Origin of the sequence: Ottowia sp., from assembly GCF_046348305.1 — a bacterium.
Lineage (GTDB): Bacteria > Pseudomonadota > Gammaproteobacteria > Burkholderiales > Burkholderiaceae_C > Ottowia.
Genome location: NZ_JAXMEM010000010.1, coordinates 40,455 through 64,980, shown reverse-complemented (window position 1 = coordinate 64,980; position 24,526 = coordinate 40,455). Strand labels below are relative to the sequence as shown.

Sequence of the window (24,526 nt, the reverse complement as noted above, 5' to 3'; positions counted from 1 at the left end):
GAAAATCGCGGTTCTCCAGCCTGCATTGCACGACTTTTGCTGCAATGCAACAATGAAAACCCGATGCGGGCTCGCCCCGATGCGCCGGGCGGCGTGCTTGGGTACGGTGAGGTCTGTGAAGCCCGCTTGCCGAACCCTCGTGTCTGCCCTCCATCCCTTGCCCGACCCCGGCCGCCGGGACGTTCTCGCAGCGGCAGCGGCGCTCGGTCTGCTGGCGAGCACACCGCTGCGGGCGCAGACGCGGCCCGAGCGTGCGCGCGTGACGCTGGCGCTGGGCGGCAAGAACACGCTGTACTACCTGCCGGTCATCCTGGCGGCGCAACTGAACTATTTCAACGAGGAGGGTGTTGCCGTCGAGCTGCAAGACCACGCCGGTGGCGGGCTCGCCGAGCAGGCCTTGACCACCGGCCACGCCGATGTGGCAGCCGGGGCTTACGAGCATACGATTTTGCTGCGCCAGCGGGGCGTGAATTGCCGTGCCTTCGCGTTGCTGGGCCGTGCGCCGCAAGCCGTGTTTGGCGTCGGCAACCAGGTGCTGACCGATGGACGCACGCTGCGCACCCTGCGCGGCCAGCGCGTGGGCATCTCGGCGCCCGATTCGGCCACCCAGTGGTTTGCCCGCCTGGTGTTGGCGCGTGACGGCCTGGGGCCTGATGATGTTCAGTGGGTCGGGGTGGGCACCGCCGCGGGTGCGGTCGCGGCGTTGCGCGAGGGACGCATCGGCGCCATCGCCAACGTGGACCCGGTGATCAGCCAGCTGGAATTTGCCGCGCAGATTCGCGTGGTCGCCGACGCCCGCTCCCTGCGCGGCACGCAGCAACTGTATGGCGGGCCCATGCCCGGCGGCTGCCTGTACGCGCCGCAGGGTTTCGTGCTGCGCTATCCCAACACGGTGCAGGCGCTCGCCAACGCCGTGGTGCGCGCGCTCAAGTGGTTGCAGACCGCCGGCCCCAGCGACATCGTGCGCGTGGTTCCCGAGAGCGCCATGACGGGTGACCGGGCCATCTACCTGGCGGCGCTGGACAAGGTGCGCGAGGCGTTTTCACCGGATGGACTCCTCAGCGAGGACGCGGTGCAGACCGCGCACCGCCTGGTGGCTCAGCAACTGAGCACGCCTGCTGCCGTGCGCGCCGCAGCGCCGGCGGCCACCTACACCAACGAGTTCGTGCTCAAGGCCAAGCAGCGCTTTTCCGCTTGACGTGCGCTGCTGCTCTCAACGGTGCTTTTTCTGCGGCGCGCGTGCCGGGGCGGCCTTGACGGTGGCGCGTGCCGGCGCAGCCTTGCGGGCTGGTGCCTTGGTGGGACTGGCGCCGGCGCGGGCCTTGCCGGCATGGGCGTTGCGGGACGGGGGCGCCGAGGCCCGGGACGTGGTGCGGTGGCGCGCTGATTCGCTGGCCGCGGCGCTGCTGGCGCGCACCGGCAGGTACACCACCACCGCATGGCCGGCCTTGAGCGCGGCGCCGGCGTTGCTCTTGTTCCAGCCCGCCACCGTGCCGGCCGGCAAGTCGTAGCGCGCGGCCACGCGGGCGATGGTGTCGCCCTTGCGTGCACGCACCACGGTGCGGCGCAGCACCACTTCGGGCGTGAAGGCCACCTGGGCGTTGTTGACCACGCTGGAGGCGACCGCGGCGGGCGTCTGGCCATTGCGTGGCACCACCAGCGTGGAGCCCTGCTTGATGACCATGCCCTTGGGCACGCCGTTGAGCTGGCGCAGATCGTTCTCGTCCATGTTCACGCGCTGGGCGGCTTCGCGCGTGGGCATGGTGGACGGCGCCACCCAGGCGGTCCACGAGGCCAGCGTGGTCGGGTCGGCTGCGGCCAGGTTCTTGTTGAAGATGGCCGCGTTGTCCCAGGGCAGCAGCACCTGCGGCGTGCCGGCGGCAAAGATGATGGGCTTGCGCTGCGAGGGGTTCAGCGCCTTGAAATCTTCCAGCCGCACCTCGGCCAGGCGCGCCGCCATCTCGACGTCGATGTCGCGCGTGATCTCCACGGTGTCGAAGAAGGGGTGGTTGCCGATCAGCGGCAGCACGGTGCCGAAGGCTTCGGGGCGGGCGATGATGTTCTTGACCGCCTGCAGCTTGGGCACGTAGTTGCGCGTTTCGGCCGGCATGTTCAAGTCCAGGTAGCCGGCGGGAAGGCCGGCGGACTTGTTGCGCGCGATCGCCTTGCTGACGTTGCCCTGGCCCCAGTTGTAGGCGGCCAGCGCCAGGTGCCAGTCGCCGAACATGTCATGCAGCATTTGCAGGTAGTCCAGCGCCGCGCGGGTGGACTGCAGCACGCTGCGGCGGTCGTCGCGCAGCACGTTTTGCGTCAGCTGAAAGTCGCGCCCGGTGCCTGGCATGAACTGCCACAGCCCGGCTGCCTTGGCGCTCGAAATCGCTTGCGGGTTGAAGGCTGACTCGATGTAGGGCAGCAGAGCCAACTCGGTCGGCATGCCGCGCAGCTCCAGCTCCTCGACCACGTGAAAGATGTACATGCGCGAGCGCTCGGCCATGCGCTCGATGTAGTCGGGACGCGCCACATACCATTCCTCCTGCTTGCGTACGAGGTCGGTGTCCAGGTCCGGCATGGCAAAGCCGCGGCGAATGCGCTCCCACAGGTCCTTGGGCGCGGCCAGCGGGGCAACCTTGGAGGACGGCAGTTCGGTGACGGCAACCGCGGGCATGGCGCCGGCCGTGCCGTTGACGATGGTGGGCGATGCAGGCGCGCCGGCGGTGTTGTCGGCCGAAGGTTTTTGAGGGGCCGCGCAACCGGCGAGCCAGACGCAGGCGCCCAGCGCCAGCACATGCAGGAGTTTCATCGAAACGTGTTCTTCCATTCGCGAAGCGCGGCAAACACCGCGACTTCGTCATTGGCGGACGGCGCATGCGCCCGCACGGCCTTGGCGATCGCCGGTTGGCGGCTGCGCAAGAAAGGGTTGATGGCCCGCTCGGTGCCGATGGTGGAGGGCAGCGTGGGCCGATTCTGTTCGCGCAGCGCTTGGCACCGGCGGGTGTATCCGATCAGCTCGGCGTTGCCCGGTTCCACCGCCTGGGCAAAACGCAGGTTGGACAAGGTGTATTCATGGGCACAGCACACCCGGGTGGCGGGCGGCAGCGCGGCCAGCGCGCCCAGCGAGGCCAGCATCTGCGCCGGCGTGCCTTCGAAAATCCGTCCGCAGCCACCCGAAAACAGCGTGTCGCCGCAAAACAGCAGCGGCACGCCGTCCACCGCCGCGGCGAAGTAGGCGATGTGGCCGGCGGTGTGGCCCGGCACGTCGATGACCTGCCAGTCGATGCCCAGCACGTTCACGGTCTGCCCACCGCGCAGGGCCTGGTACGGCGCGGGGATGCGCTCGGTCGCCGGGCCGTACACGACGGCGCCGGTGGCCTCGCGCAGCGCCGCCACGCCGCCCGTGTGGTCGCCGTGGTGGTGCGTGACTAGAATGCCGTGCAACCGCAAACCGAGGCGGCCAAGCGCCTCCTGCACCGGCGCAGCGTCCCCCGGATCCACCACCAGCGCGCGCTGCCCGTCGTGCAGCAGCCACAAGTAGTTGTCCTCGAAAGCGGGCAGGGCGATCAGATTCATGAAGAGCGGATTTTATTCACCATCGGGGATGAGGCCAGGCGGGCGGGTGCAGGGTTCGAGCCCATGTCCGGCCTGCGCCCCTGTCTTGCTTCCTCGCCCCTTTGGGGAGAGGGTGGGGGTGAGGGGTCTTCTGGCGTTGGAATCGTCGACGTCGTTTGCTTCGTGGCTGCCTCTGCATGCTGTCGCTGGCCGGGATGTGCGCCCGGCGGCGCAGTTCCTTTCTTTGACTCGCCAAAGAAAGGAACCAAAGAAAGCGACCCCCACGTCTGCGACCCCTGCGCTTCGCTGCGGGGCAAACCTGCGCCGCAACGCTTGCGGGGTGCGCCGCAGAACTCACTGCGCGCTGGCGCGCTCCGTTCAGACAACCGCGGCGAGCCAGTCCACGAAGCGCGTGCATCCTGCGGTGCACGCGCCACCCCGCAAGCGCCGCGCCGCAGGCGCAGCCTCAAGGGGGTGGAAAAACCACACGGGCCATCGCTGCGCTCGGCCCCGGGTTTGGCTGTTCGCGGGGCCGAGCGCAGCGATGGCCCGTGTTGGAGTTCAACTCCCCTCTGGCCGTGCCGAGAAGCGCAGGGCGTGGGGCGGGCATGGGCAGCGCAGCATGCCCATGCATCGTGATCTGACTTGCTGCGGTTGTCTGAGCGGCGTGAGCGCAGCGAACAAAGCGAGTTCCGCAGCACCGCCCCGCGCGCGAGCATCGCAGGCTGCCCGCAGCGAAGCGAAGGGACACGGCCAGTGGGGTCGCCTTTCTTTTGCCTACTTTTCTTTGGCGACGAAAAGAAAAGTAGGTGCGCCGCCGGGCGCATATCCCGGCCAGCAGGCGCATGCAGAACCACAGAAGAAGCAAACAACAGCGAACAATCCAACGCCAGCGGCCCCTCACCCCGGCCCTCTCCCCAGAGGGGCGAGGGAGCGAAGCCGGGCGCAGTCCTGCGCGGAGGGTGCATCCAACTCCCGCGGCACCTCACCCCAGTCCCCTCCCCGAAGGGGCCAGGAAGCAAGGTCGGCCCGCCATGGGTGATCTGCAGGACTGGTTTCAGACGCCCCCTGGTCAGCAGGTGCTGGCCTGGGAGCGCGCACGGCTGGATGAGGCACTGACGGATGTGTTTGGCTATCACGCCTTGCAGCTCGGGCTGGCGGACATCGACGCGCTGGGGGCCAACCGCATGCCGCACCGTTGGCTGGCCCGCGAGACGCCGTTGCCGGCGGATGACGTGGACGAGCGCCGCCCGGCGCTGGTCGCGGACAGCCGTGCCCTGCCGTTCGCCGAGGCCAGCCTGGACCTGGTGGTGCTGCCCCACACGCTGGAGTTCAGCGAGGATCCGCACGCCAGCCTGCGCGAGGTGCAGCGCGTGCTGGTGGCGGAAGGGCGCGTGGCGATCACCGGTTTCAACCCGGTCAGCCTGTGGGGCTGGCGCCAGTGGCGGGCGCGCTGGCTGGGCGGCCGGCCGTACCTGCCTGCCGCCGGCGAGTTCATCAGCCCCGCGCGACTGCGCGACTGGCTGCGGCTGCTGGAGTTCGAACTGGAGTCGGCCGAGTTCGGCTGCTACCAGCCAGCCGTGCGCGGCGCCGGCGCGCTGGCGCGCTTTGGCTGGCTGGAGCGGCTGGGCGAGCGCTGGTGGCCGATTCTGGGGGCCACGTACTGCATCGTGGCCGTCAAGCGCGTGCGCGGGCCGCTGCTGATCGGCCAGAGCTGGCGCAAGATGGCCGCCAGCGTGGGCAAGCAACCCTCCGTTGCCGGACGCGTGAAGCCGACCGGCCAGCACAAGGAAAACAATCTTGGATCGCATTGAGATGTACACCGACGGCGCCTGCAAGGGCAATCCGGGCCCCGGCGGCTGGGGCGTGCTGCTGCGCTCGCCCGGCCACGAAAAGGAGTTGTGCGGCGGCGAGCCGCTGACCACCAACAACCGCATGGAGCTGACCGCGGTGATCGAGGGCCTGTCGGCGCTCAAGCGCCCCTGCCAGGTGGCGCTGTACCTGGACAGCCAGTACGTGCGCCAGGGCATCACCAGCTGGATCAAGGGCTGGAAGGCCAAGGGCTGGCGCACCTCCACCGGCCAGCCGGTGAAGAACGTGGATCTGTGGCAGCGCCTGGACGCACTGGTTGCCGGCAGCGGCCATCGCATCGACTGGCACTGGGTGCGCGGCCACGCCGGCCACGAGGGCAACGAGCGCGCCGACGCGCTGGCCAACCGCGGCGTGCGTTACAACTGAAAAACCGGCTCGGACGGGTCGGCAGATGCTACATTTTGAAAGTTTTGGCGCAACGTCTGCGCCGCGCCGGAGATGAGCCGATCTTGAAGACTGCGACTTCTGTCATTGCCGTGGTGGCGCTGGCCGGCGCCGTGGGCGCGGCGTGGTGGCTGCAGCGCGCGCCCGTGGGGACACGCGCGCCCGGCACGGCCGAGGTCAAGGGCGCACCCGCCGCCGCGTCGGCGCGTGGGGCAGGGCCGGCGGTGGCGGTCGAAGCCGCTGCGGCGCGTCGGCAGGCGGTGGCCGATGACGTCGAGGCGGTGGGCTCGCTGCGCTCGCGCCAGGGGACGATGGTGCGCGCCGAGGTCAGCGCGCGCGTGCTGCACATTGCTTTTCGAGATGGGCAGAAGGTTGCCAAGGGCCAGCTGCTGGTGCAGTTGGACGACCGCTTGCAACAGGCGCAGTTGCAACAAGCGCTGGCCGAGCTGTCGATTGCCGAGGCCAACCACAAGCGCAACAGCGAGCTGGTGGCGCAAGGTTTCATCAGCCAGCGCGGCCTGGACGAAAGCGCGGCCGCCGTCAAGGTGGCGCAGGCCAAGGCCGAGCTGGCGCGCGCCACGGTGGCGCGCCTGCGCGTGCTGGCGCCGTTCGACGGCGTGACGGGCCTGCGCAACATCAGCGTGGGCGACTACCTGAAGGACGGCGCCGACATCGTCAACCTGGAGGACATGAACGCGATGTACGTGGACTTTCGCCTGCCCGAGCGCTGGCAGGCGCGCGTGCGGCCGGGCCAGGGGGTGCGCGTGCAGGTCGAGGCGCTGCCGGATCGCGCCTTTGCCGCCGTGGTGCAGGCGGTGGATCCGCTGATCGACGCCAACGGCCGCAGCCTGAACGTGCGCGGCTGCATCGACAACCGGCGCCTGGACTTGCGCCCCGGCATGTTCGCGCGCGTGGCCACGCGCCTGGGCGAGGACCGGCAGGCCCTGATGATCCCCGAGCAGGCGGTGGTCTCGCAGGGCGGGCGCCAGAGCGTGATTCGCCTGATCAAGACCGAAGGGCCCGAGGGTGCGCCGGCCTGGCGCAGCGAGCGGGTGGACGTGCAAACGGGCACGCGCCGGGGCGGGCAGGTCGAGGTGGTGCGCGGGCTGGCTGAGGGCGAGCGGGTCGTCACCGCCGGCCAGCAGCGCATTCAGGGCGACGGCGCGCTGCTGCGCGTGAGCGAGCCGGTGGCGGCGCCAGCCGATGGGCCGGCGTCCGGTGCGTCGGCGGCGCGACCCGCCGATGCGGCCGCCTTGCCGATGGCGCCGGTACTGCCGGGCCAGAACCCCTGCGACCTGCCGGCCCGCTCCTGACCCGTCATGCAACTGAGCGAGCTGTCGATTCGCCGCCCGGTGTTCGCCACCGTGCTGTCGCTGCTGATCCTGCTGGTGGGCGCGGTGAGCTACACGCGCCTGTCGGTGCGCGAATACCCCAAGATCGACGAGCCGGTGGTGACCGTGAGCGTGCGCTACGCCGGCGCCTCGGCCGAGGTGATCGAGACTCAGGTGACCAAGCCGCTGGAAGACTCGATTGCCGGCATCGACGCGGTGGACGTGCTGACTTCCATCAGCCGCCCCGAGCAGGCGCAGATCAGCGTGCGCTTTCGGCTCGAAAAAGACGCCGACACGGCCGCGGCCGAGGTGCGCGACCGCGTCTCGCGCGTGCGCAACAAGCTGCCGCAGGCCATCGACGAGCCGGTGATCGCCAAGGTCGAGGCCGATGCCTTTCCGGTGATCTGGCTGGCCTTCTCCAGCGACACGCGCGGGCCGCTGGAGATCAACGACCTGGTCAACCGCATCGTCAAGGCCCGGCTGCAGACGGTGACCGGCGTGGCCGACGTGCGCATCTTCGGCGAGCGCAAGTACGCCATGCGCGTGTGGCTGGACGCCGACCGGTTGGCGGGCTACAGGCTGACCACGCAGGACGTGGAGGACGCCATCCGCCGCAGCAACCTGGAGCTGCCGGCGGGGCGCATCGAGTCGCAGCAGCGCGAGTTCTCCGTCACCTCGCAGACCGACCTGCTGACACCCGCGCAGTTTGCCGACATCGTGGTGCGCAGCGTGAGCGGCTTTCCGGTGCGCATCCGCGACGTGGGGCGGGTGGAAGAGGGTGCCGCCGACGAGCGCAGCGCCGTGCGCCTGAACGGGCGTCCGTCAATCTCCGCCGGAGTGATCCGCCAGGCCACGGCCAACCCGCTGGAGCTGTCCAGGGGCGTGCAGGCCATGCTGCCGCGCCTGCAGCAGGACTTGCCGCCCGACGTCAAGATCGACATCGCCAACGACAACTCGGTGTTCATCGACCGCGCGGTCAAGAGCGTGTATTCGACCATCGTCGAGGCCATCGTGCTGGTGGCCCTGGTGATCTTCGTGTTCCTGCGCACGGTGCGCGCCTCCATCATTCCCATCATCACCATCCCGGTCAGCCTGATCGGCGCGTTTGGCCTGATGGCGCTGGCGGGCTTCTCGATCAACACGCTGACCTTGCTGGCGCTGGTGCTGGCCATCGGCCTGGTGGTGGACGACGCCATCGTGATGCTGGAGAACATCTACCGCCACATCGAGGAGGGCATGGCGCCTTTTGCCGCCGCCATCCACGGCGCGCGCGAGATCAGCTTTGCCATCGTCGCCATGACGCTCACGTTGGCGGCGGTGTTCGCGCCGCTGGCCTTCACGCCCGGGCGCACCGGGCGGCTGTTCGTCGAGTTCGCGCTGGCGCTGGCCGGCGCCGTGCTGGTGTCGGGCTTCGTGGCGCTCACGCTCTCGCCCATGCTGTGCTCCAAGCTGCTGCGCCACAACCCCAGTCCGGGCTGGTTTGACCGCACGATGGAGCAGTGGCTGACCGCGCTGGCCGACGGCTACGCGCGGCTGCTGCGCCGGGTGCTCACGCGGTGGCGCTGGCTGGTGCTGCTGGTGATGCTGGGCTGCGCCGCGGCCATTGCCCTGGTGTATCCCGGCATGCGGCAAGAGCTGTCGCCGCTGGAAGACCGCGGCGTGATCCTGGCCAACATCAACGCCCCTGACGGCGCCACGCTGGACTTTACCGACCGCTATGCGCGCGAGCTGGAGCGCATCGGCGAGCAGTACCCCGAGTTCGACCGCATCTTCGCCAGCATCGGCAATCCCTCGGTGTCGCAGGGCAGCGTGGTGTACCGCGCGGTGGACTGGAGCGAGCGCCAGCGCTCCACGCTGGACATTGCACGCGAGCTGCAACCGCGCTTCAACCGCATCGCGGGGGTGACGGCCTTTCCGATCACGCCGCCCTCGTTGGGCCAGGGCTTTCGCGAGCGCCCGGTCAATTTCGTGGTGCAGACCTCCGACAGCTATGCCGACCTGAACCGGATGATGCGCCAGCTCATGGACGAGGTGGGCAAGAACCCCGGCTTTGTCGCGCCCGACCTGGACTTGCGTCTGTCCAAGCCCGAGCTGCGCGTGGAGGTGGACCGCGAGCGCGCGGCCGATCTGGGCGTGGGCGTGGATGCCGTGGCGCGCGCCATCGAGACCATGCTGGGCGGGCGCGTGGTCACGCGCTACAAGCGCGACGCTGAGCAGTACGACGTGATCGTGCAGACCTCGGCGCTGGGGCGCAATACGCCCGAGGACATTGACCGCATCCAGCTGCGTGCCAGCAAGGGCGGGGTCGATTCGATGGTGCCGCTGTCGGCGCTGGTCAGCGTGCGCGAGAGCGTGTCGCCGCGCGAGCTCAACCACTTCGGCCAGCGCCGCTCGGCCACGCTCACGGCCAATCTGGCGCCCGACTATTCGCTGGGCGAGGCGCTGGCGTTCCTGCAGCAGACGTCGGACCGGGTGCTCAAGGGTGGCGCCACCACCGACCTCAACGGCATCTCGCGCGAGTTCCGCTCCTCGCAGGGCGCGCTGATGATCGTTTTCGTGCTGGCGCTGCTGTTCATTTTCCTGGTGCTGGCCGCGCAGTTCGAGAGCTTCGTCGATCCGCTGGTCATCATGCTGTCGGTGCCGCTGTCGATGATCGGCGCGCTGCTGGCGCTCAAGTGGAGTGGCGGCTCGCTCAACGTGTACTCGCAGATCGGGCTGATCACCCTGGTGGGCCTGGTCACCAAGCACGGTATTTTGATTGTCGAGTTCACCAACCAGCTGCGCCAGCGCGGCGAGCCCATGCTTGCGGCTCTGGTGCACGCCAGCAGCCAGCGCCTGCGGCCGATTTTGATGACCACCGGCGCCATGGTGCTGGGCGCGCTGCCGCTGGCGCTGGCCACCGGCGCGGGCGCCGAAAGCCGCCGCCAGATCGGCTGGGTCATCGTCGGCGGCATGAGCCTGGGCACCTTGCTGACGGTGTTCGTGGTGCCCACCGTGTATTCGCTGCTGGCGCGCCGGCGCGTGCCGGGCGCCATCACCGAGCCCGTGCTCGCGCCGTCGGCGGCGCACGACTGAGAGATTGAGAGTCTTTTGCCCATGCCCGCTGATCACGCCAAAACACGCCCACTCGTCGTTGCAAATACTCGCCGTAGCTCAAGCTACGACTGCGCTTTGCGTCTCGATTGGCCGCGTTTTGACGCGCTCCTCGAGCACGTCCAAAAAACTCTCAACCTCTGAGGGCACCCGGCCGGGAAGGCGCGTCAAGCGCGGCCAGAAACGCCCGCGCCGGCCCCACGGCTTTCTTCTTCCCTTTGCGTTTCGAATAAAACAAGGCCAGCGCCGGCTTCCACCAAGCGCCAACAGCTATTAAAATGAGAGCGGACGCGATATCAAGCGCCCGCGCCCCATGCGTTGGCAGCGGCCGGGCCGACATGTATGCCCCGCACGCCCTGCCGCCGGCCTGCGGTCGGCGGCGGCTGGCCATGGGGCCGGAAGGCCTCGCGTCTCGTCGGCCGGCGGACCTCAGGTGTCCCGCGCGGTCACGCGGCTGCGCCCATCGACAAACCAGGCGCGCACGCCGGGATGGGCAGCCACCAGGGCGTCGGCCCGCGCGGGCGGCACGATGCACAGCGCGGTGGACAGGCCGTCGGCCAGCGTGGCATTGGGCGCGGCTACAGAGACCGACGCGTGGTAGTTGGCGCTGTGTCCGCTGCGCGGATCCAGCAGGTGGTGCACGCGCGGGTCGGTGCCGAAGACCGTGCCGTAGCCGCCAGACGTGGCCAGCGCCGGCCATTGGCCGCGGTCGTTGCCCAGCGCCAGGTCGAACAGGGTGCGCTCGGTGTGGGCCGGGTCGCGGACGGCGGCGCGCCAGGGCTGGCCGTCGGCGTGCCGGCCCATGGCGCGGGCCTCGCCCAGGTCGAGCAGCACGTTGTCCAGGCCGCCGGCACGCAGCAGCGACGCGACCCGATCGGTGATGAAGCCCTGGGCGACGCCGTTGAGCGTGAGCGCGGCGCCCGGCCGGTGCAGGCGCACGTGGTCGCTGTCCAGCTCGACGTCGGCAAAGCCGACCGACGCCAGGGCCCGCTTGATCCGCGCGGGCGGTGGTCCGGCGGGGGCGGCGCCGGGCTGGCTGAAGTGCTCGAGGTAGGTCTTGAACAGCGGCTGCACGCTCGGATCGAAGGCGCCGTCGGTGGCACGCGCCAGCGCCAGGCTGAACGACAGCAGCTCGACCAGCTCGGCCGGCGGCGCGTCCAGCCGGCCCGCCGCGTTCAGGCGCGAGAGCACCGAGTCGGGCCGATAGAGGCTGAAGATGCCCTCCAGTCGCTCGATCTCGGCCAGGCTGCGCGTCAGCAGCGCCTGGGCGTGCGCACGGTCGGGGTGGACGATGGACATTGACGCCAGCGCGCCCAGGGTCACGCCCTTCCAGACCACCGGCTGCGGCGCGGGGGCGGCCATCGCGGCGGCGGGGCCGAGCGCGCTCCAGGTTGCGGCAATGGCCAGAAAACGTCGACGTTGCGGCATGACAGGCTCCTTCAGGGTCGGGCCGCACCCGATGCGGGCGCAGCGGGCGCGGGCGGCACGCGGGAATGGGTGGGCGAATGGTCGGCATGGCCGTCCGGCGCGCTCGCGCCGCCGGACGCGGGCTTCAGATCGACCGGTCCCAGCACATAGGCGTCGGGAATCTCCTTGAGCCGCAGCACCTTGCCGCCGTGCGCCTGTCGAAACGCGTCGGCTGCCGCGCGCTCGCCAAAGGGAATGGCCTCGGGCGCGCCCATGCCGCCACGGCGGTCGCTGTCGATCACATACCAGGCCGTGCTTGCGTTGATCCAGGTGCCGGCCTCGGGATGCTCCCAGTCGCGGGCCCGACCCATGTCGTTGACGTAGATGGCGCTGATGTCGCGCGGCTCTTCGGGCAGGCGCGTGAAGGCGATGGTGTCTCGCACCGACGAAAACCACAGCGGCTTGTCGCGCTGCGCCAGGTGGATCTGGCCCTTGGGGCCCGCGTGGTCGGCCAGCAGCATGCCGCAGTAGTAGCCCGTGGCTTCGAAGGCGACGTCGCCGGTCAGCTCGGCCGCCGCAGGCACGGCCGCCGCGGGCTCGGTCCGGTCGCAGCCGGCCAGCAGAGCGCAGGCCGCCAGCAGGGCAGCCATGCACGCGCGTCGCGCGGGCGACGATGGCCACGCCGTCGCCCAGGCGAAGCGCGCGCTCATATCGATCTCCTTTGAAAGGCGAGGACGGCCAGCGCCAAGGGCGCCAGCACCCAGGCCGTCAACGCCGCCAGCAGCGCACCGGCCGGCAGGCCGGTCGCGGTCCCGGGCCCGGCCATGCCGCTGTAGACCGCGGCGCCGGCGCTGGCGCTCATGTTGAACAGGCGGTAGACGTCGGCCGGGTTGAGCAGCAGGGCCACGTCGAGCGCCTGCGTGCCCAGATGGCGGCCGGTATCGGCAACCAGCACGCCGAGCAACGCCGTGTCGTAGAGCAACACGAAGAACAGCCACACGGCCACCGCCAGGCCCGCCGCCGTGGCGCGCTCGCGCACCAGGGTGCTGGCCAGCGTGCCCATGGCCACGAAGGCCGCGCCCAGCATGACCGAGGTCAGCACCATGGCGGCAAAGCCGCCCCAGGCCTGCAGGGCCGCCGCCGAGGTCAGCCACAGCGCCGCCGCCGCCACGCCATAACCGATCAGCGTGGCGATGGCCAGGATGACGACCTGCCCCAGCACCTTGCCGACGACCACCTGCCAGCGCGCCACCGGGTAGGCCAGCAGCAGCATCAGCGTGCCGCGCTCGTGCTCGCCGACGATGGCGTCGAACGACAGCAGCAGCGCAATCAGCGGCACCAGGAAGATGGTGAGGCTGGACAGGCTGACGATGACCACCGCCAGCGGGTCGGCCTTGACCGTGCCGGTGGGTGCGCTGCCCAGCAGCACCAGCGACAGCGCCAGCGCCGCCAGCAGCAGGGTGGTGGCCAGCACCCAGCGGTTGCGCAGCCCGACGCGGATTTCCTGCATGGCGATGAGTCCCGTCTTCATGCCGCCACGCCCGCTTCGCCCCGCGCCTCGACCAGGTCGCGGTACAGCGCCTCGAGTCCCGGCGTGGCGATCTCCACGTCCTCAACCTCCGCGCCCAGGCCGGCAATGGCGTGCAACACCTCCATCTTGCGCGTGCGCGGCAGCTCGATCGCCAGGCCGCCGGCACGCGCGGTGCAGCGCAGGCCTTGCGGCAGGCGGGCCGCCACATCCGCCGCCGCCTGCGGCCGCAGGCGCAGCTGCATGCGCACTTCGGCACGCACGCCGTGGCGCAGCTCGGCCAGCGTGCCGGCGGCCAGCAGGTGGCCGCGATGCATGATTGCCACGCGGTCGACGCGCTGCTCGACCTCGGCCAGCGCATGCGTCGAAACCAGCACCGTCGCACCGCCCGCGCGCAGGCTGTCGATGGTGTCGAACACCTCCACGCGCGACGCGGGGTCGAGCCCGCTGGTCGGCTCGTCGAACAGCAGCAGCCGGGGCTCGCCGATCAGCGCCTGGGCGATGCCCAGGCGCTGGCGCATGCCCTTGGAATAGGTGGCCACGCGCCGCCGCGCCGCGGCGGCGAGACCGACACGCGCCAGCAAGTCCGCGTTGCCCGCGGGCGCACAGCCCTTCAGGCGCGCGTAGAAAGCCATCAGCTCGACCGCCGTCATGGCGCCGTGAAAGGCCACGTTCTCGGGCAGGAAACCCAGCGTGCGCCGCGCCTGGGCACCACCGCGTCCGGCCGGGTTCTGGCCCTGCACCTCGACGCGGCCGACGCTGGGGCGGATCAGGCCCAGCAGCAGCTTGATCAGCGTCGTCTTGCCGGCGCCGTTGTGGCCGACCAGGGCCGTCACCTCGCCCGGCCGCAGCGCCAGCGAAACGTCCTCGACGGCGACCAGCGGCCCGTAGCGCTTGCCGACTTCCACCCATTGCGCGATCGGGGTCATGGCAGCGGCTCGGCCGGCTTGGGCACGCGCACCGGGCGCATCAGCGGCGCGCTGTCGAAGACGCCGCCCGGGTAGAGCGCCGGAAAGCGCGCCTGCGCCCAGCGCACCAGTTGCACCGCCGGGCTGTTGGCCAGCAGCTTGGCCTGCGGGCGCGTCCAGAGAATTTCGTCCATGACGTCGTTGGGCCGGTAGGGTCGATCGGCAATGCCGTCGCCGTCGAGGTCGAAGGCGGGGTTGTCGCTCCAGTAGTTGCCGCGCCCGCCGGCGGCCCAGTCGATGAAGCGTGTGCCCACGTACTTGACCTGCACGCGGTTGGCGACGAAGGCGTTGCCGGTCATCACGTTGCCCTCGGAGCCTGCGGTGAAGTGGATGCCGATCGGGCAGCCCTCGAACCAGTTGTTCTCGAGCCGGTTGTTGTTGGCGTTGTAGACGAAGACGCATTTTTCGCCGCCGTGGCGCACCACGTTGCCGATCACCCGCGAGTCGTTGGTGGAGTTCAGCAGCAGGCCGTGGTCGCGGTCGTCGTCGGAGACGTTGTCCTCGATATCCAGGCGCTCGGAATACATGATCGCCCAGCCGACATGGTTGCCGCGCGAGCGGTTGCCGGCGATGCGGCTGTCGTTGGTGTACATGTAGTGGATGGCGAAGCGCAGCCTGGAGAAGGTGTTGTTCTCGAAGCGGTTGTGATGGCTGATCTTGACGTAGATGCCGTCGCGCCCGTGGCTGATGGTGTTGCCGATGATCGCGGCGCCCGGCGCGTTCCAGATCGACACGCCGTTGCCGGCCTCGGCCAGGCGCAGGTCCCGGCGGCCGTCGATGACGTTGCTTTCGACCCGCGAATCGGCGGCGCCGTGCAGGTAGACGCCGAACAGGTTGTTCATGATCCGGTTGCCGCGCACCATCGCGCGCGGCGCCGTCTGCTGCACCAGGATGGCCGAATCCATGGCCGGCAGGTCGATGCCCGAGCCGGTGATTTCCAGCCCTTCGATCCGCACGTCGGGCGCCGACACGGTGATGACGCTGCCGGTGCCCGGGCCCTCGACGATGGCGCCTGGTTCGCCGCGCAGCGCGAGCGGGCGATCGATCACGAGCGGACCCGCGTGACGGCCCGGCGCGAGCAGCAGCACATCGCCCGGCGCCGCCGCCTCGATCAGCGGCTGCAGCGGCGTGTCCGGCTCGACCCGGTGCTGGGCGGCGCCGGCGCTGCCCAGCACCGCCAGCCCCAGCACCACTGGCGCCAGAGCCCGCCAGCTCAGGTCAGGCACGCCTGGCCTCGACCAGCATGCGCCCCTTCATCTCCATGTGCAGCGCATGGCAGAACCAGGAGCAGTAGTACCAGAAGACACCCGGGCGGTCGGCGGTGAAGGTGACCGAGGCGGTGGCTTGCGGCGCCACCTCGAAATTGATGCCATAGCTGCCGAGGCCAAAGCCGTGCGTCAGGTCCTCCAACGTGTCGCGGTTGGTGACGTAGATCGTCACTTCGTCGCCCTGCCTGACCTTGAAGTCGGTCAGGCTGAAGGTGGGTGCCACCGAGAACATGTACACGCGCACCTTGTGCCCGTCGCGAATGACCGTGGCCGCTTCCTCCAGCTTCACGCCGTCAGCGGCCGCCTGCTTGACGGCGTCGGCGAAAAACGGATCGTCGCGCTTCCAGATGCTGATCGGGTTGACCTTGGAGCGGTGGATGATGGTCGCGTCATGCGGTTCGGCGTACGAGGGGCCGTCGTGCACCAGGATCATCTGGTCGCCCGAGATGTCGATCAGCTGGTCGTTCTCGGGCTTCAGCGGCCCGACGTTGAGGAAGCGGTCCTTGGAGAACTTGTTGAGCGACAGCAGCCACTTGCCGTCGGCCTCCTTGGTTTGTCCCATCGACGTGTGGTTGTGGCCGGGCTGGTAGTGCACGTCCAGCTTCTGGATGATGGGGTCGGCGTCCTTGCCGTTGAACTTGTCGATCGCCTTGGCGATGTTCCACTTGCAGATCTGGCTGTCGATGAACAGCGTCGTGTAGGCGTTGCCCTTGCCGTCGAAGGCCGTGTGCAGCGGCCCCAGGCCCAGCTCGGGCTCGGCGACGACGACGTCGCGCGGCTTGATCTTGTCGTCGAACAGGTCGTCGAACCGGCGCACGTCGAACACCGTGCAGGTCGGCGACAGCTTGCCGTTGGCGATGACATGGATGCCGTCGGGCGCGGTGTTGATGCCGTGCGGGCTGTTGGGCACGGGGACGTAGCGCGTGTAGGGCGAATCCTTGCCGTCCTTCTTGCGGCCGTCGAGCACCGGCACGCCGTTGATCATCTGGGCCTTGCCGGCCTTGACCCCTTCCTCGATGCGCTGGATGTTGAAGATCGTCACCCAGTCCTGTTCGGCCGCCGTCATCTCGGCCAGCGTGAAGCCCTGCTCCGAGTTGTAGCAGGTGGAAAACGCGTACTTGCCCTGGTAGTCGGCGTCCACGTTGTCGAGGTTGCCATCGACCATCACCTGCCAGGCGATCTTCATGGTCTCGCCGTCGATCGCGGTGAAGAAGCAGCGATACGCGGCCTTGTCGTCGACGTTGGTGCCGTCGTTGGGCGATGGGATGCGGTTTTCGCCGTTGACGAACACGTAGCCGGTTTTCGGATACTTCTGCACGCGCAGGCCGTGCGCGCTGAAGGCGTTGGGGATTTCGATGATCTTGTCGCACTTCATGACGTCACAGCGCACGCGCGCCACGCGCGTGTTGGCCTTGTCCTGCATGTACAGGTAGCGCCCGTCGTAGGTGCCGTCGGTGAACGACATGTGCGGGTGGTGCAGGTCGCCGTTGAGGAAGATGCCGCCGCGCTTTTGCAGAAACTTGCGCGTCTCCGGCGTCAGGCCCTCGGTCAGGATCTTGCGGCTTTCGTTGGTCAGGCCCCAGCCGGTGGCGCCGTCGTAGTTGAATACCGGCACGCGCATCAGCTCGCGCATCGAGGGCAGGCCGTAGATGCGCAGCTCGCCCGACTGGCCGCTGGAGAAGAACACGTAGTACTCGTCGAGTTCGCCCGGGCCGACGTGGGTGCGGTCGAGCGCCGCCTGCAGCGCCGACTTGGCGGGCGCCAGCGCTGCCTGCGACGCCTGCGATGCCGGCTTGCTGGCCGTCGGTGCAGCGGTGGTCGTGGCCTGTTCGCCCTGGCCGCAGCCGGCGAGCAGACCGGTGGCGGCCGCCCCGGCGGTGACAGCGACGGCCTTGACGCCGCCTCCGAGAACGGCGCGGCGGCTCGGGTCGTGATGCTCCGATCTGGATTTGTCCTCGCTCATTTCGCTACTCCTTGGTCTCACAATGGTGGCGCTCAACCAGCGCCGGGTCATGCCGAACCGGGCAATTCGGACTTCATGCGGTGCACCTGCGTGGCCACCGCCGCGCCGGTCGACGACTGCATGGCCTCGCGCTTTTCGCGCTTCAGGCGTTTCTGGATCATCACCGGGCACTTGCGGTCATGGTGATAGAGCACCTGGCAGTGCAGGCAGCCGATGCACTCGTTCGGGTTGATGTGGCCTTCGGGGTGAATGGCCTCGACCGGGCATTCGTGGTAGCAGCGCATGCACGGGTTGCCACATTCGCGATAGCGCTTGAGCCACTCGAACAGGCGCATGCGCCCCGGGATGGCCAGCGCCCCGCCGAGTGGGCACATGTAGCGGCAGAAAAACCGCTCGATGAACAGGCCCGGCAGCAGCACCGCCAGTGCGAAGACCACGAACCAGGCCTGGCGCATGAAGTGCAGGATGATGGCCGTCTTGAAGGGTTCGACCTCGGACAGCATTTCGGCCAGCGCCAGCGAGCCGAGCGAAACGCCGAACAGGCCCAGGAAGATGATGTACTTGATGGGCACCAGGCGCTCGTGCACGGCCCACGGTACCTTGATCTGCGGCACCCGCAGCGCCTTGGCGATGCGGTTGGCGAGTTCCTGCAGCGCGCCGAAGGGGCACAGCCAGCCGCAGAACGGCCCGCGGCCCCAGAACAGCAGGGCGGCCGCCACCGAGGTCCAGAGGATGAAGATCAGCGGGTCGATCAGGAAGGCCTCCCAGTGAAAGCCCTCGCGCAGCGCCGTGAGGAAGGTCAGCACGTTGACCACCGACAGCTGCGCCTGCGCCACCCAGCCGAGCCACAGGAGAATGATGGCCAGATACACGAGCCGCACGCGGTCGAACAGCTTCTCGCGGCGCACGAACCAGGTCTGGAAAAAGAAGATCACCGTCAACGCCACCAGCATCAGACCCAGCACGACGATGGCGGCGATCTTGCTTTTCCACATGCGCTGCCACAGCGGAACGGCTTCCAGGTCGTCGAGCGCCGCCACGCCGTTGCCGGTGGCTGCGACGGCGGGCGTCGCGGATGCGGCTGACGCCGCCGATGCCGTCGGCGCGGTGGCGGCCGTCGGGGCGGGGGCCGGCGCGGGGGTGGCCGGTGGGGTCACGGCCCGGGTGTATTTCGTGGGCAGGTCGTAGGGCAGCTCGAACGAGACGAACGCCTTGTCGAGCGCGCCGATGGGGCGCTGCACCAGCAGTTGCAGACGCCAGGGCGCGGCGGGATCGAACTCGGCGCCCTCGGGCACGACGAACACATCGACCTCCCGGAAATTCGGCGCGCCCGCGGCCTGCAGCGCGCCGACGCGACGGTGCCCGCGGTCGGTGAAGCGGATGGTCTCGGTGCCCTGCACCAGCTCGATGCGGTCGAAGATGCCACCGCGCACGTAGCCCGAGCCCTTGAAGGAATAGACGCCGTCGCCCGCCACCAGGATCGCCTGTTGCCCGGGCGCCAGCATCTGCCGCACGGCGTCGAACTCGGTCTCGCCCAGCAGGCTGCGGCCGATGGCGGGCTGCGATACCTGCGCCACGTAGAGGTCGATGAAGGGGTCATCTGGCGCACCCGCTTGCGGTCGCTGGATGGCCTGCGCGTTGCCCGAGGCCTTGAAGGCATCGTTGACCTTGCCCACGGTCAAGTGCAACGCGGCGATGGAGCCGTCGGCCAGCAGCGCGGACCAGCTCTGGATGCCGCCGGCTTGCGAATCGATCACACGCTTGGGTGCCGCCGCAGCCGTCTCCGCTGCCGGCCCCGTGCCCCCCAGGCCGAGCAGGCGCGACACCCGCACCGCCGAGCGCACGATGCCTTCGCCGATGACCAGCACCGTCACCGTGGCGCCGCTGACGATGTCGGCCTTGGGAGGGCCCTTGCCCTCGGCTGCCGCCTTCAGCGGGTTGTAGCCGATGAACGGCTTGATCGAATCGACGATGCGCTGCTCGGGGATGCCGATCAGCACGATCGGCTCGCTGTGTGCCGCCAGGTGCAGGCCGACGATGGTGCCGCTGGTGTCGAGCCCGACCAGGGTGTGGATGGGCTTGCCCGAGTAGCCGTTGGTGTTGACGAACTGCGAGCTCAGGTACGCGTAACCGATCAGCTGCTCGCCCTTGAACGCGGGGGCCACCGGCGGGTCGGCCCGCGTCGGCCCGAACCGGTCGGCGCCGGGCACCAGATCAGACGGCTGCACGGATTTCAGAAAGCTGTCCAGCGTCGGCGCACTCTGGGCCAGTGCCTTTCCCCAGGGCAGGGCAAGGAGGAAAGCAACGAGCATCGCCGTCGCCGCCTGTCTGAATGTCTTGATCAATTGCCTCTCCAGACGTCCGCGTCGGACGGGTTGGGTGCATGGCAGCTTCGGGCCAGTATAGAAATCGACCCCCGATCAAAGTGTCAACACCCGTAACGGTGGGTCTGGTACCTTGACGTTGTTTGATCAAAATCAAATGAAGGAGCGTGCTCCGGGTGCTTGTTGGGCTTACAAAGTGAAGGGCTGTCTCTGGGCAAAGCGGTGCCGGCGCGGTTGTGCGCATCGCCCGCGCGCGCCGAGGCGGTGCGCGCTGTCCGCCCCGGCATCGTCAAGGCCCGGAATCGGCCCGTGGCCGCCAGACCAAGGAGCACCGCATGCCTGAACGCAACCTGCATCAACCCCGGCTCCAGCATGACCCGGAGATCGAGTCGGTGAGCATGCGCGAGCTCGTCGGCATGGCCAACGCCCTCGAGGAGCAGGCCGTGCACCGTTACGGCGAACTGATCGAGCACATGGAGCAGCGCGGTGAGATCGCCACTGCGGCGGCATTCCGGGTCTTGCGCGAGCACGCGAGCGAGCATGCCGAGACAGTGCGGCGCTGGGCCGCGCAGCTGGGCCAGCCGGTCGGGGCGGTGGCAAGCTTTGCCGCACGGCTGCCGCCCAGCCTGTCGACCGCCTGGGACGAAGCGCTTGGCAGCGCGTTGCTGACGCCGTATCGCGCCTTTGCGCTGGCGGTGGACAACCGCGAGCGCGGCTTTGCCTTCTACAGCTATCTGGCCGCGCGCGCGGCCGACCCCCGCGTGCGGGACGAGGCCGAGCGACTGGGCACCGAGCAGCTGCGCCGCGCCGGCGTGCTGCGCCGCTTTCGGCGCCGCGCCTGGCACGAGGAGCGGCGCCCGGTGCGCCTGCCCGATCTGACGGTGAGCTCGCCCAAGGCGCTGGAGGAGGTGCTGGCCCAGCACGAGACGGCCATCGCCAGCCGGCACCGCGCGCTGGCTGCGCGGTTGCGCGCGATCGGCGACCCGGAAAGCGCGGCCTTGCTCGAGGCGATGCTGCCGTCGGCCCCGGGTTCGGCGGCGCCGTCCGCCGATCGGGCCGACGACGATGTGGTCGCGCGCGGGCGCGTGTCGATCGCCGAAGGTGGCCAGGACGCGCGTGCCCTGCTGGCCGGCTGGGCCCAGGGCCACGCGGCGGGCGCTGCTGCTGCCACGGCCGACCAGCCGGCGCATCTGCTGGTGGAGGCGCAAAAGCCGCTGGAAGCCTTCAGCGAGACGCTGGAGGCGATCATGCGCACCAGCGACGGCGCCCTGTTCGAGCGGGCCGCGGCGGCCATGAGCGATGTCATTGCCCGGCTGGCGCGCATCTCGCTGCTGGCGGCGCGCCGGCAGCAGCCGGATCGCGCCTGAGCAGCGGCCGGGCCGCGGGCCATGTCATGCGCGCCTCGGGTGCCCGCAGATGCAGGCGCACGGTCCGCCCGCCCGCAAGCGGCGCCGCGTGATCGCTACTGCCGCACGAAGTCGATCACCACGCCCTCGGGCGAGCGCTGGCGGTATTCGATGTGCACGCCTTCGCCGTAGCGCGCCTGCAGCTGGCCCAGCAGCGGGATCGGGTCGTGGTCGTTGACGAAGCGCATGGTCTCGCCGGGGTTCAGCGCGTCCAGCGCGCCGAAGATGGCCGAGTGGCGAAAGCGCCGCGCGATGCCGCGCGCGTCGAAGCCGTAGATGGCCTCGGGGGTGGTGTGGTCGTGTCCGGGTGGGTTTGACATGGCTGTCCAAAGCGCCCCTATTGCATGGCGCAGAGTTTGAAAATCAGCGTTGCAGTTGCTCGCGCTTTGGCCCGACCTTGGCCCACTCGTCGGCGTCGGGCAGGGCCGGGATCTTGCGCGAGATGGTCTTCCAGCCCTTGGCCAGTTCTTCGTTCAGCGGGATGAAGTCGAGCTGGTCCTTGGGCACATCCTCGTCGGCATAGATGGCGTTGACGGGGCACTCGGGCACGCAGACGGCGCAGTCGATGCAGTCCTCGGGCTCGATCACCAGGAAGTTGGGGCCTTCGCGAAATGCGTCGGTGGGGCAAACGTCCACGCAGTCGGTGTATTTGCAGCGGATGCAGGCTTCGGTAACGACAAAAGTCATGATGAGGGACCTTGCGAGTCAGTCCTAAAAATGCATAATGAATACATCTTTTAATGTACGCCATGGCACGCACGCCCGCAACGCAAGTCCGCGTTGCCAGCAGGGCGGCCCGGGCGTGATTTTCGCCGATGCGGGTCACCACCTTTTCCGACTACGCCTTGCGCGTGCTGATGTACCTGGCGGTGCAAGCCGATCGCCGCGCCACGGTGGACGAGATTGCCGCCGCCTACGGCATTTCATCCAACCACCTGACCAAGGTGGTGCATCTGCTGGGGCGTGCCGGCTGGGTGCAGACGGTGCGCGGCAAGGGCGGCGGCCTGCGGCTGGGGCAGCCGGCCGAGTCGATTCGTCTGGGCGAGGTGGTGCGCCTGTGCGAGGGCAGCGCCGCGTATGTCGAATGCATGGTGGTCGATCTCAGCCACCACTGCCGCATTGCGCCGGCGTGCAAGCTGTCGGGCATCCTGAGCGGCGCCTTCAAGGTGTTTTATGCCGAGCTGGACAAGCACACCCTGGCCGACCTGGTGCAGGAGCCCGCGGCGCTGACCGAGTTGCTGGCGGCGCCGTCTTGAGCGCGCCGCCGCGCCGCCGCCGCAGCAAGGCGCGGCCATGCTGATCGGAACGGGCGGCGCGCCCGAAGCCTACGTCGCCCTGCTGGCCTGCGCGCCGGCGCTGGCGCTGGCCATCGATCGCGTGCTGGGCGAGCCGGCGGCGCGCTGGCACCCGGTGGTGTGGATGGGACGCTATCTGTCCTGGGCCGGCGCGCGCCTGGCGCCGCTGGCCGGTGCGCCGCGGGTGCTGTCCGACGAGCGCACCTTCTGGGGCGCGGCGCTGGCCTGGTGCGGCGCGGCAAGCGCGGTGTTCGCGCTGTCTTGGCTGCTGCAGGCCTGGGTGCTGGAGCAGCCGGCATGGCTGGCGACGCTGGCGCTTGCGCTGTTCCTCAAGCCCTTGCTGGCCTGGGCCATGCTGCACGACGAGGTGCTGGCGGTGGAACGCGCGCTGGGCGAGTCGCTCGGCGCTGGCCGCGCGCAGCTGGCGCGGCTGGTCAGCCGCGATGTGAGCCAGCTGTCCGGGCATGAGCTGCGCGAGAGCGCCATCGAGAGCCTGGCCGAGAACCTGAACGACTCGCTGGTGGCCCCGCTGTTCTGGTTTGCGCTGTTGGGCCTGCCCGGGGCGGCGCTGTTTCGCTTTGCCAATACCGCCGACGCCATGTGGGGCTATAGCGGCGTGCACCGGCTGGATGGCGTGGCGCGCGACTGGAGCTGGGCCGGCAAATGGGCCGCCCGTGCCGACGACGTGCTGGCCTGGCTGCCCGCGCGCATCACCGCGGTGCTGATCGCGCTGCTGGGCGGGCTGCGGGGCCTGCCGCGCCTGCCGGCCGAGGCCGCGCGCACGCCTTCGCCCAACGGCGGCTGGCCCATGGCCGCCATGGCCCTGGCGCTGGGCGTGCAGTTGCGCAAGCCGGGCGTGTACGCGCTCAACCCCGGCGCCCGCGTGCCGACGCCGGCCGACACCTTGCGCGCCTGCGCCATCGGCTCGCGCTGCGCCATGGCCGCCACCGTGCTGACCTGCGGGGTCCTGCTGCTGATGCTTGCGGGATGAAGGCTTGATGCAAAATGAGCCGCTTGCGCGCTCCGGATGCGCGCCGCCAGCTATGATTTCAGGAGTTTTCGCGTGTTGACCCCCCTGCATGGCGGCCCCGATGCCATGGGTGTGCCGCGACACGATTTGTCCAGCAACGGCAACCCCTGCGGCGCCTGGCCGGCGGCGCTGCAGGCGCTGCAACACGCGGATGCGCGCCACTACCCCGACCCGGCCTACACCGCACTGCGCCGGCAGCTGGGCGCCTGGCACGGCGTGGCGACCGATCGCATTGTCCTGGCCGCCAGCGCCAGCGAGTTCATCCAGCGCATCAGCCTGGCCGTGGCGCTGACGGCCGGGCCGGAGGCGGCCGTGTGGCAGCCCGCGCACGCCTATGGCGACTACGCGCGCGCCGCGCAGGCCGCCGGCCTGCCGATGACCGACGCGCCGCAGCGCGCCAGCCTGCTGTGGGCCTGCGAGCCCTCCAGCCCGCTGGGCCAAGCGGATGCCGGCTTGCCCCAGCGCGTGGCCGCCTTGCGCAGCAGCCAGACGCTGGTGCTCGACCAGGCCTACGAGCCCCTGCGGCTGGATGGGGCGCCGAGCCTGGACGGTGCGGCGCAAGAGCGCGTGTGGCGCCTGCTCACACCCAACAAGGCGCTGGGCCTGACGGGGGTGCGCGCGGCCTATGCCATTGCGCCGCGCGTCGTGGCGCCGGCACTGTGGGCGCGCCTGCACGCCCTGGCTCCGTCGTGGCCGCTGGGGGCCCACGGCGTGGCGCTGCTGCAAGCCTGGGCCACGCCCGGCTGCGGCACCTGGCTGCAAGCCTGCCGCGCCACGCTGCGCGGCTGGAAGGCGCGGCAGATCGAGGGCTTGCGCGCGCTGGACTGGCGCGTGGAGCCCAGCATTGCCCACTTTTTTGTAGCATCTTGCGCAGACTGGGCGGGCGATGGCGGCCTGTTGAAGCTGGAAACTGAACTGGCCGCGCTGCGTCGCCACGGCATCAAGCTGCGCGACTGTGCCAGCTTCGGCCTGCCCGGTCGGGTGCGCATGGCCGTGGCCGCGCCCGCCACGCAGGACGCGCTGCTGGCGACCCTGCGCCACGGAGTGCCGGCAGTGAGCGCGCTGGATTGCTCCCCGGCGCGGAGGGTTGTCCAGTGACCGCGCGCTGCGT

20 protein-coding genes are annotated in these 24,526 nt (G+C 69.7%); 9 read left to right on the top strand and 11 right to left on the bottom strand.

The window, feature by feature from the left end; all coding sequences use genetic code 11:
• The first annotated feature begins 139 nt into the window (after window positions 1–139).
• Complete coding sequence (locus U1F38_RS13170) at window positions 140–1,198, top strand: ABC transporter substrate-binding protein (RefSeq protein WP_409987532.1); 1,059 nt, start codon at window positions 140–142, stop codon at window positions 1,196–1,198.
• A 15-nt stretch (window positions 1,199–1,213) separates the two neighbouring features.
• Here U1F38_RS13170 and U1F38_RS13165 read toward each other — a convergent pair whose 3' ends face one another.
• Together U1F38_RS13165 and gloB are read right to left on the bottom strand one after the other, a co-directional pair.
• Window positions 1,214–2,800 (bottom strand): transglycosylase SLT domain-containing protein, encoded by a 1,587-nt coding sequence (locus tag U1F38_RS13165; RefSeq protein ID WP_409987531.1) that lies wholly within the window; start codon window positions 2,798–2,800, stop codon window positions 1,214–1,216.
• A complete protein-coding gene (gene gloB, locus U1F38_RS13160) occupies window positions 2,797–3,567 on the bottom strand; it encodes a hydroxyacylglutathione hydrolase (RefSeq protein WP_409987530.1) in 771 nt (256 codons plus the stop codon). The genes U1F38_RS13165 and gloB overlap by 4 nt, the downstream gene beginning before the upstream one ends.
• 1,013 nt (window positions 3,568–4,580) lie before the next feature.
• Here gloB and U1F38_RS13155 point away from each other — a divergent pair.
• From U1F38_RS13155 to U1F38_RS13140, 4 genes are all read left to right on the top strand, one after another.
• Complete coding sequence (locus U1F38_RS13155) at window positions 4,581–5,360, top strand: class I SAM-dependent methyltransferase (RefSeq protein ID WP_409987529.1); 780 nt, start codon at window positions 4,581–4,583, stop codon at window positions 5,358–5,360.
• A 1-nt stretch (window position 5,361) separates the two neighbouring features.
• On the top strand, window positions 5,362–5,784 hold the full coding sequence (rnhA, locus tag U1F38_RS13150; protein WP_409987640.1) for a ribonuclease HI: 423 nt from the start codon (window positions 5,362–5,364) through the stop codon (window positions 5,782–5,784).
• Between the two features lie 83 nt (window positions 5,785–5,867).
• Window positions 5,868–7,115 carry an efflux RND transporter periplasmic adaptor subunit gene (locus U1F38_RS13145; RefSeq protein ID WP_409987528.1) on the top strand — a complete coding sequence of 416 codons (1,248 nt, stop codon included), beginning with the start codon at window positions 5,868–5,870 and terminating at the stop codon, window positions 7,113–7,115.
• 6 nt (window positions 7,116–7,121) lie between these two features.
• Window positions 7,122–10,208: an efflux RND transporter permease subunit gene (locus U1F38_RS13140; protein WP_409987527.1), complete on the top strand. Its 3,087-nt coding sequence runs from the start codon at window positions 7,122–7,124 to the stop codon at window positions 10,206–10,208.
• Between the two features lie 447 nt (window positions 10,209–10,655).
• On the opposite strand, the gene U1F38_RS13135 is transcribed toward U1F38_RS13140, so the two are convergent.
• From U1F38_RS13135 to U1F38_RS13105, 7 genes are read right to left on the bottom strand one after another with little or no spacing between them, the layout of a single operon-like run.
• The gene (locus U1F38_RS13135; RefSeq protein WP_409987526.1) at window positions 10,656–11,654 is read right to left on the bottom strand and encodes an FAD:protein FMN transferase; all 999 of its coding nucleotides are present in this window, start codon (window positions 11,652–11,654) and stop codon (window positions 10,656–10,658) included.
• 11 nt (window positions 11,655–11,665) lie between these two features.
• Window positions 11,666–12,343, bottom strand: a complete 678-nt coding sequence (locus U1F38_RS13130) for a nitrous oxide reductase accessory protein NosL (RefSeq protein WP_409987525.1) — start codon at window positions 12,341–12,343, stop codon at window positions 11,666–11,668.
• Window positions 12,340–13,164 (bottom strand): ABC transporter permease, encoded by an 825-nt coding sequence (locus U1F38_RS13125; RefSeq protein WP_409987524.1) that lies wholly within the window; start codon window positions 13,162–13,164, stop codon window positions 12,340–12,342. Before U1F38_RS13125 ends, U1F38_RS13130 begins: the two co-directional genes overlap by 4 nt.
• A complete protein-coding gene (locus U1F38_RS13120) occupies window positions 13,161–14,090 on the bottom strand; it encodes an ABC transporter ATP-binding protein (RefSeq protein WP_409987523.1) in 930 nt (309 codons plus the stop codon). Before U1F38_RS13120 ends, U1F38_RS13125 begins: the two co-directional genes overlap by 4 nt.
• The gene (locus U1F38_RS13115) at window positions 14,087–15,355 is read right to left on the bottom strand and encodes a nitrous oxide reductase family maturation protein NosD (protein WP_409987522.1); all 1,269 of its coding nucleotides are present in this window, start codon (window positions 15,353–15,355) and stop codon (window positions 14,087–14,089) included. Before U1F38_RS13115 ends, U1F38_RS13120 begins: the two co-directional genes overlap by 4 nt.
• Window positions 15,348–17,360 carry a TAT-dependent nitrous-oxide reductase gene (gene nosZ, locus U1F38_RS13110; protein WP_409987521.1) on the bottom strand — a complete coding sequence of 671 codons (2,013 nt, stop codon included), beginning with the start codon at window positions 17,358–17,360 and terminating at the stop codon, window positions 15,348–15,350. Before nosZ ends, U1F38_RS13115 begins: the two co-directional genes overlap by 8 nt.
• Before the next feature lie 47 nt (window positions 17,361–17,407).
• Window positions 17,408–19,588, bottom strand: a complete 2,181-nt coding sequence (locus U1F38_RS13105) for a 4Fe-4S binding protein (protein WP_409987520.1) — start codon at window positions 19,586–19,588, stop codon at window positions 17,408–17,410.
• 431 nt (window positions 19,589–20,019) lie between these two features.
• Here U1F38_RS13105 and U1F38_RS13100 point away from each other — a divergent pair, with 431 nt between their 5' ends.
• Window positions 20,020–21,051, top strand: coding sequence for a hypothetical protein (locus U1F38_RS13100; RefSeq protein WP_409987519.1), 1,032 nt, complete (start codon window positions 20,020–20,022; stop codon window positions 21,049–21,051).
• 95 nt (window positions 21,052–21,146) lie between these two features.
• On the opposite strand, the gene U1F38_RS13095 is transcribed toward U1F38_RS13100, so the two are convergent.
• Together U1F38_RS13095 and fdxA are read right to left on the bottom strand one after the other, a co-directional pair.
• A complete protein-coding gene (locus U1F38_RS13095) occupies window positions 21,147–21,410 on the bottom strand; it encodes a DUF2249 domain-containing protein (protein ID WP_409987518.1) in 264 nt (87 codons plus the stop codon).
• Window positions 21,411–21,453: 43 nt separating this feature from the next.
• Window positions 21,454–21,777, bottom strand: coding sequence for a ferredoxin FdxA (gene fdxA / locus U1F38_RS13090; RefSeq protein ID WP_409987517.1), 324 nt, complete (start codon window positions 21,775–21,777; stop codon window positions 21,454–21,456).
• A 128-nt stretch (window positions 21,778–21,905) separates the two neighbouring features.
• Here fdxA and U1F38_RS13085 point away from each other — a divergent pair, with 128 nt between their 5' ends.
• From U1F38_RS13085 to U1F38_RS13075, 3 genes are all read left to right on the top strand, one after another.
• Window positions 21,906–22,346 (top strand): Rrf2 family transcriptional regulator, encoded by a 441-nt coding sequence (locus tag U1F38_RS13085; RefSeq protein ID WP_409987516.1) that lies wholly within the window; start codon window positions 21,906–21,908, stop codon window positions 22,344–22,346.
• Window positions 22,347–22,383: 37 nt separating this feature from the next.
• Window positions 22,384–23,376, top strand: coding sequence for an adenosylcobinamide-phosphate synthase CbiB (gene cbiB / locus U1F38_RS13080; RefSeq protein WP_409987515.1), 993 nt, complete (start codon window positions 22,384–22,386; stop codon window positions 23,374–23,376).
• A gap of 72 nt (window positions 23,377–23,448) precedes the next feature.
• Entirely contained in the window at window positions 23,449–24,513 is a 1,065-nt protein-coding gene (locus U1F38_RS13075; RefSeq protein ID WP_409987514.1) for an aminotransferase class I/II-fold pyridoxal phosphate-dependent enzyme, read from the top strand.
• Window positions 24,514–24,526 lie beyond the last annotated feature (13 nt).

Bases quoted from the DNA above. Each gene is read 5' to 3' on its own strand.
- U1F38_RS13165 (WP_409987531.1), bottom strand. From the start codon at position 2,800: ATGAAACTCCTGCATGTGCTGGCGCTGGGCGCCTGCGTCTGGCTCGCC.
- gloB (WP_409987530.1), bottom strand. From the start codon at position 3,567: ATGAATCTGATCGCCCTGCCCGCTTTCGAGGACAACTACTTGTGGCTG.
- U1F38_RS13155 (WP_409987529.1), top strand. From the start codon at position 4,581: ATGGGTGATCTGCAGGACTGGTTTCAGACGCCCCCTGGTCAGCAGGTG.
- rnhA (WP_409987640.1), top strand. From the start codon at position 5,362: ATGTACACCGACGGCGCCTGCAAGGGCAATCCGGGCCCCGGCGGCTGG.
- U1F38_RS13140 (WP_409987527.1), top strand. From the start codon at position 7,122: ATGCAACTGAGCGAGCTGTCGATTCGCCGCCCGGTGTTCGCCACCGTG.
- U1F38_RS13135 (WP_409987526.1), bottom strand. From the start codon at position 11,654: ATGCCGCAACGTCGACGTTTTCTGGCCATTGCCGCAACCTGGAGCGCG.
- U1F38_RS13130 (WP_409987525.1), bottom strand. From the start codon at position 12,343: ATGAGCGCGCGCTTCGCCTGGGCGACGGCGTGGCCATCGTCGCCCGCG.
- U1F38_RS13125 (WP_409987524.1), bottom strand. From the start codon at position 13,164: ATGAAGACGGGACTCATCGCCATGCAGGAAATCCGCGTCGGGCTGCGC.
- U1F38_RS13120 (WP_409987523.1), bottom strand. From the start codon at position 14,090: ATGACCCCGATCGCGCAATGGGTGGAAGTCGGCAAGCGCTACGGGCCG.
- nosZ (WP_409987521.1), bottom strand. From the start codon at position 17,360: ATGAGCGAGGACAAATCCAGATCGGAGCATCACGACCCGAGCCGCCGC.
- U1F38_RS13100 (WP_409987519.1), top strand. From the start codon at position 20,020: ATGCCTGAACGCAACCTGCATCAACCCCGGCTCCAGCATGACCCGGAG.
- U1F38_RS13095 (WP_409987518.1), bottom strand. From the start codon at position 21,410: ATGTCAAACCCACCCGGACACGACCACACCACCCCCGAGGCCATCTAC.
- fdxA (WP_409987517.1), bottom strand. From the start codon at position 21,777: ATGACTTTTGTCGTTACCGAAGCCTGCATCCGCTGCAAATACACCGAC.
- U1F38_RS13085 (WP_409987516.1), top strand. From the start codon at position 21,906: ATGCGGGTCACCACCTTTTCCGACTACGCCTTGCGCGTGCTGATGTAC.
- cbiB (WP_409987515.1), top strand. From the start codon at position 22,384: ATGCTGATCGGAACGGGCGGCGCGCCCGAAGCCTACGTCGCCCTGCTG.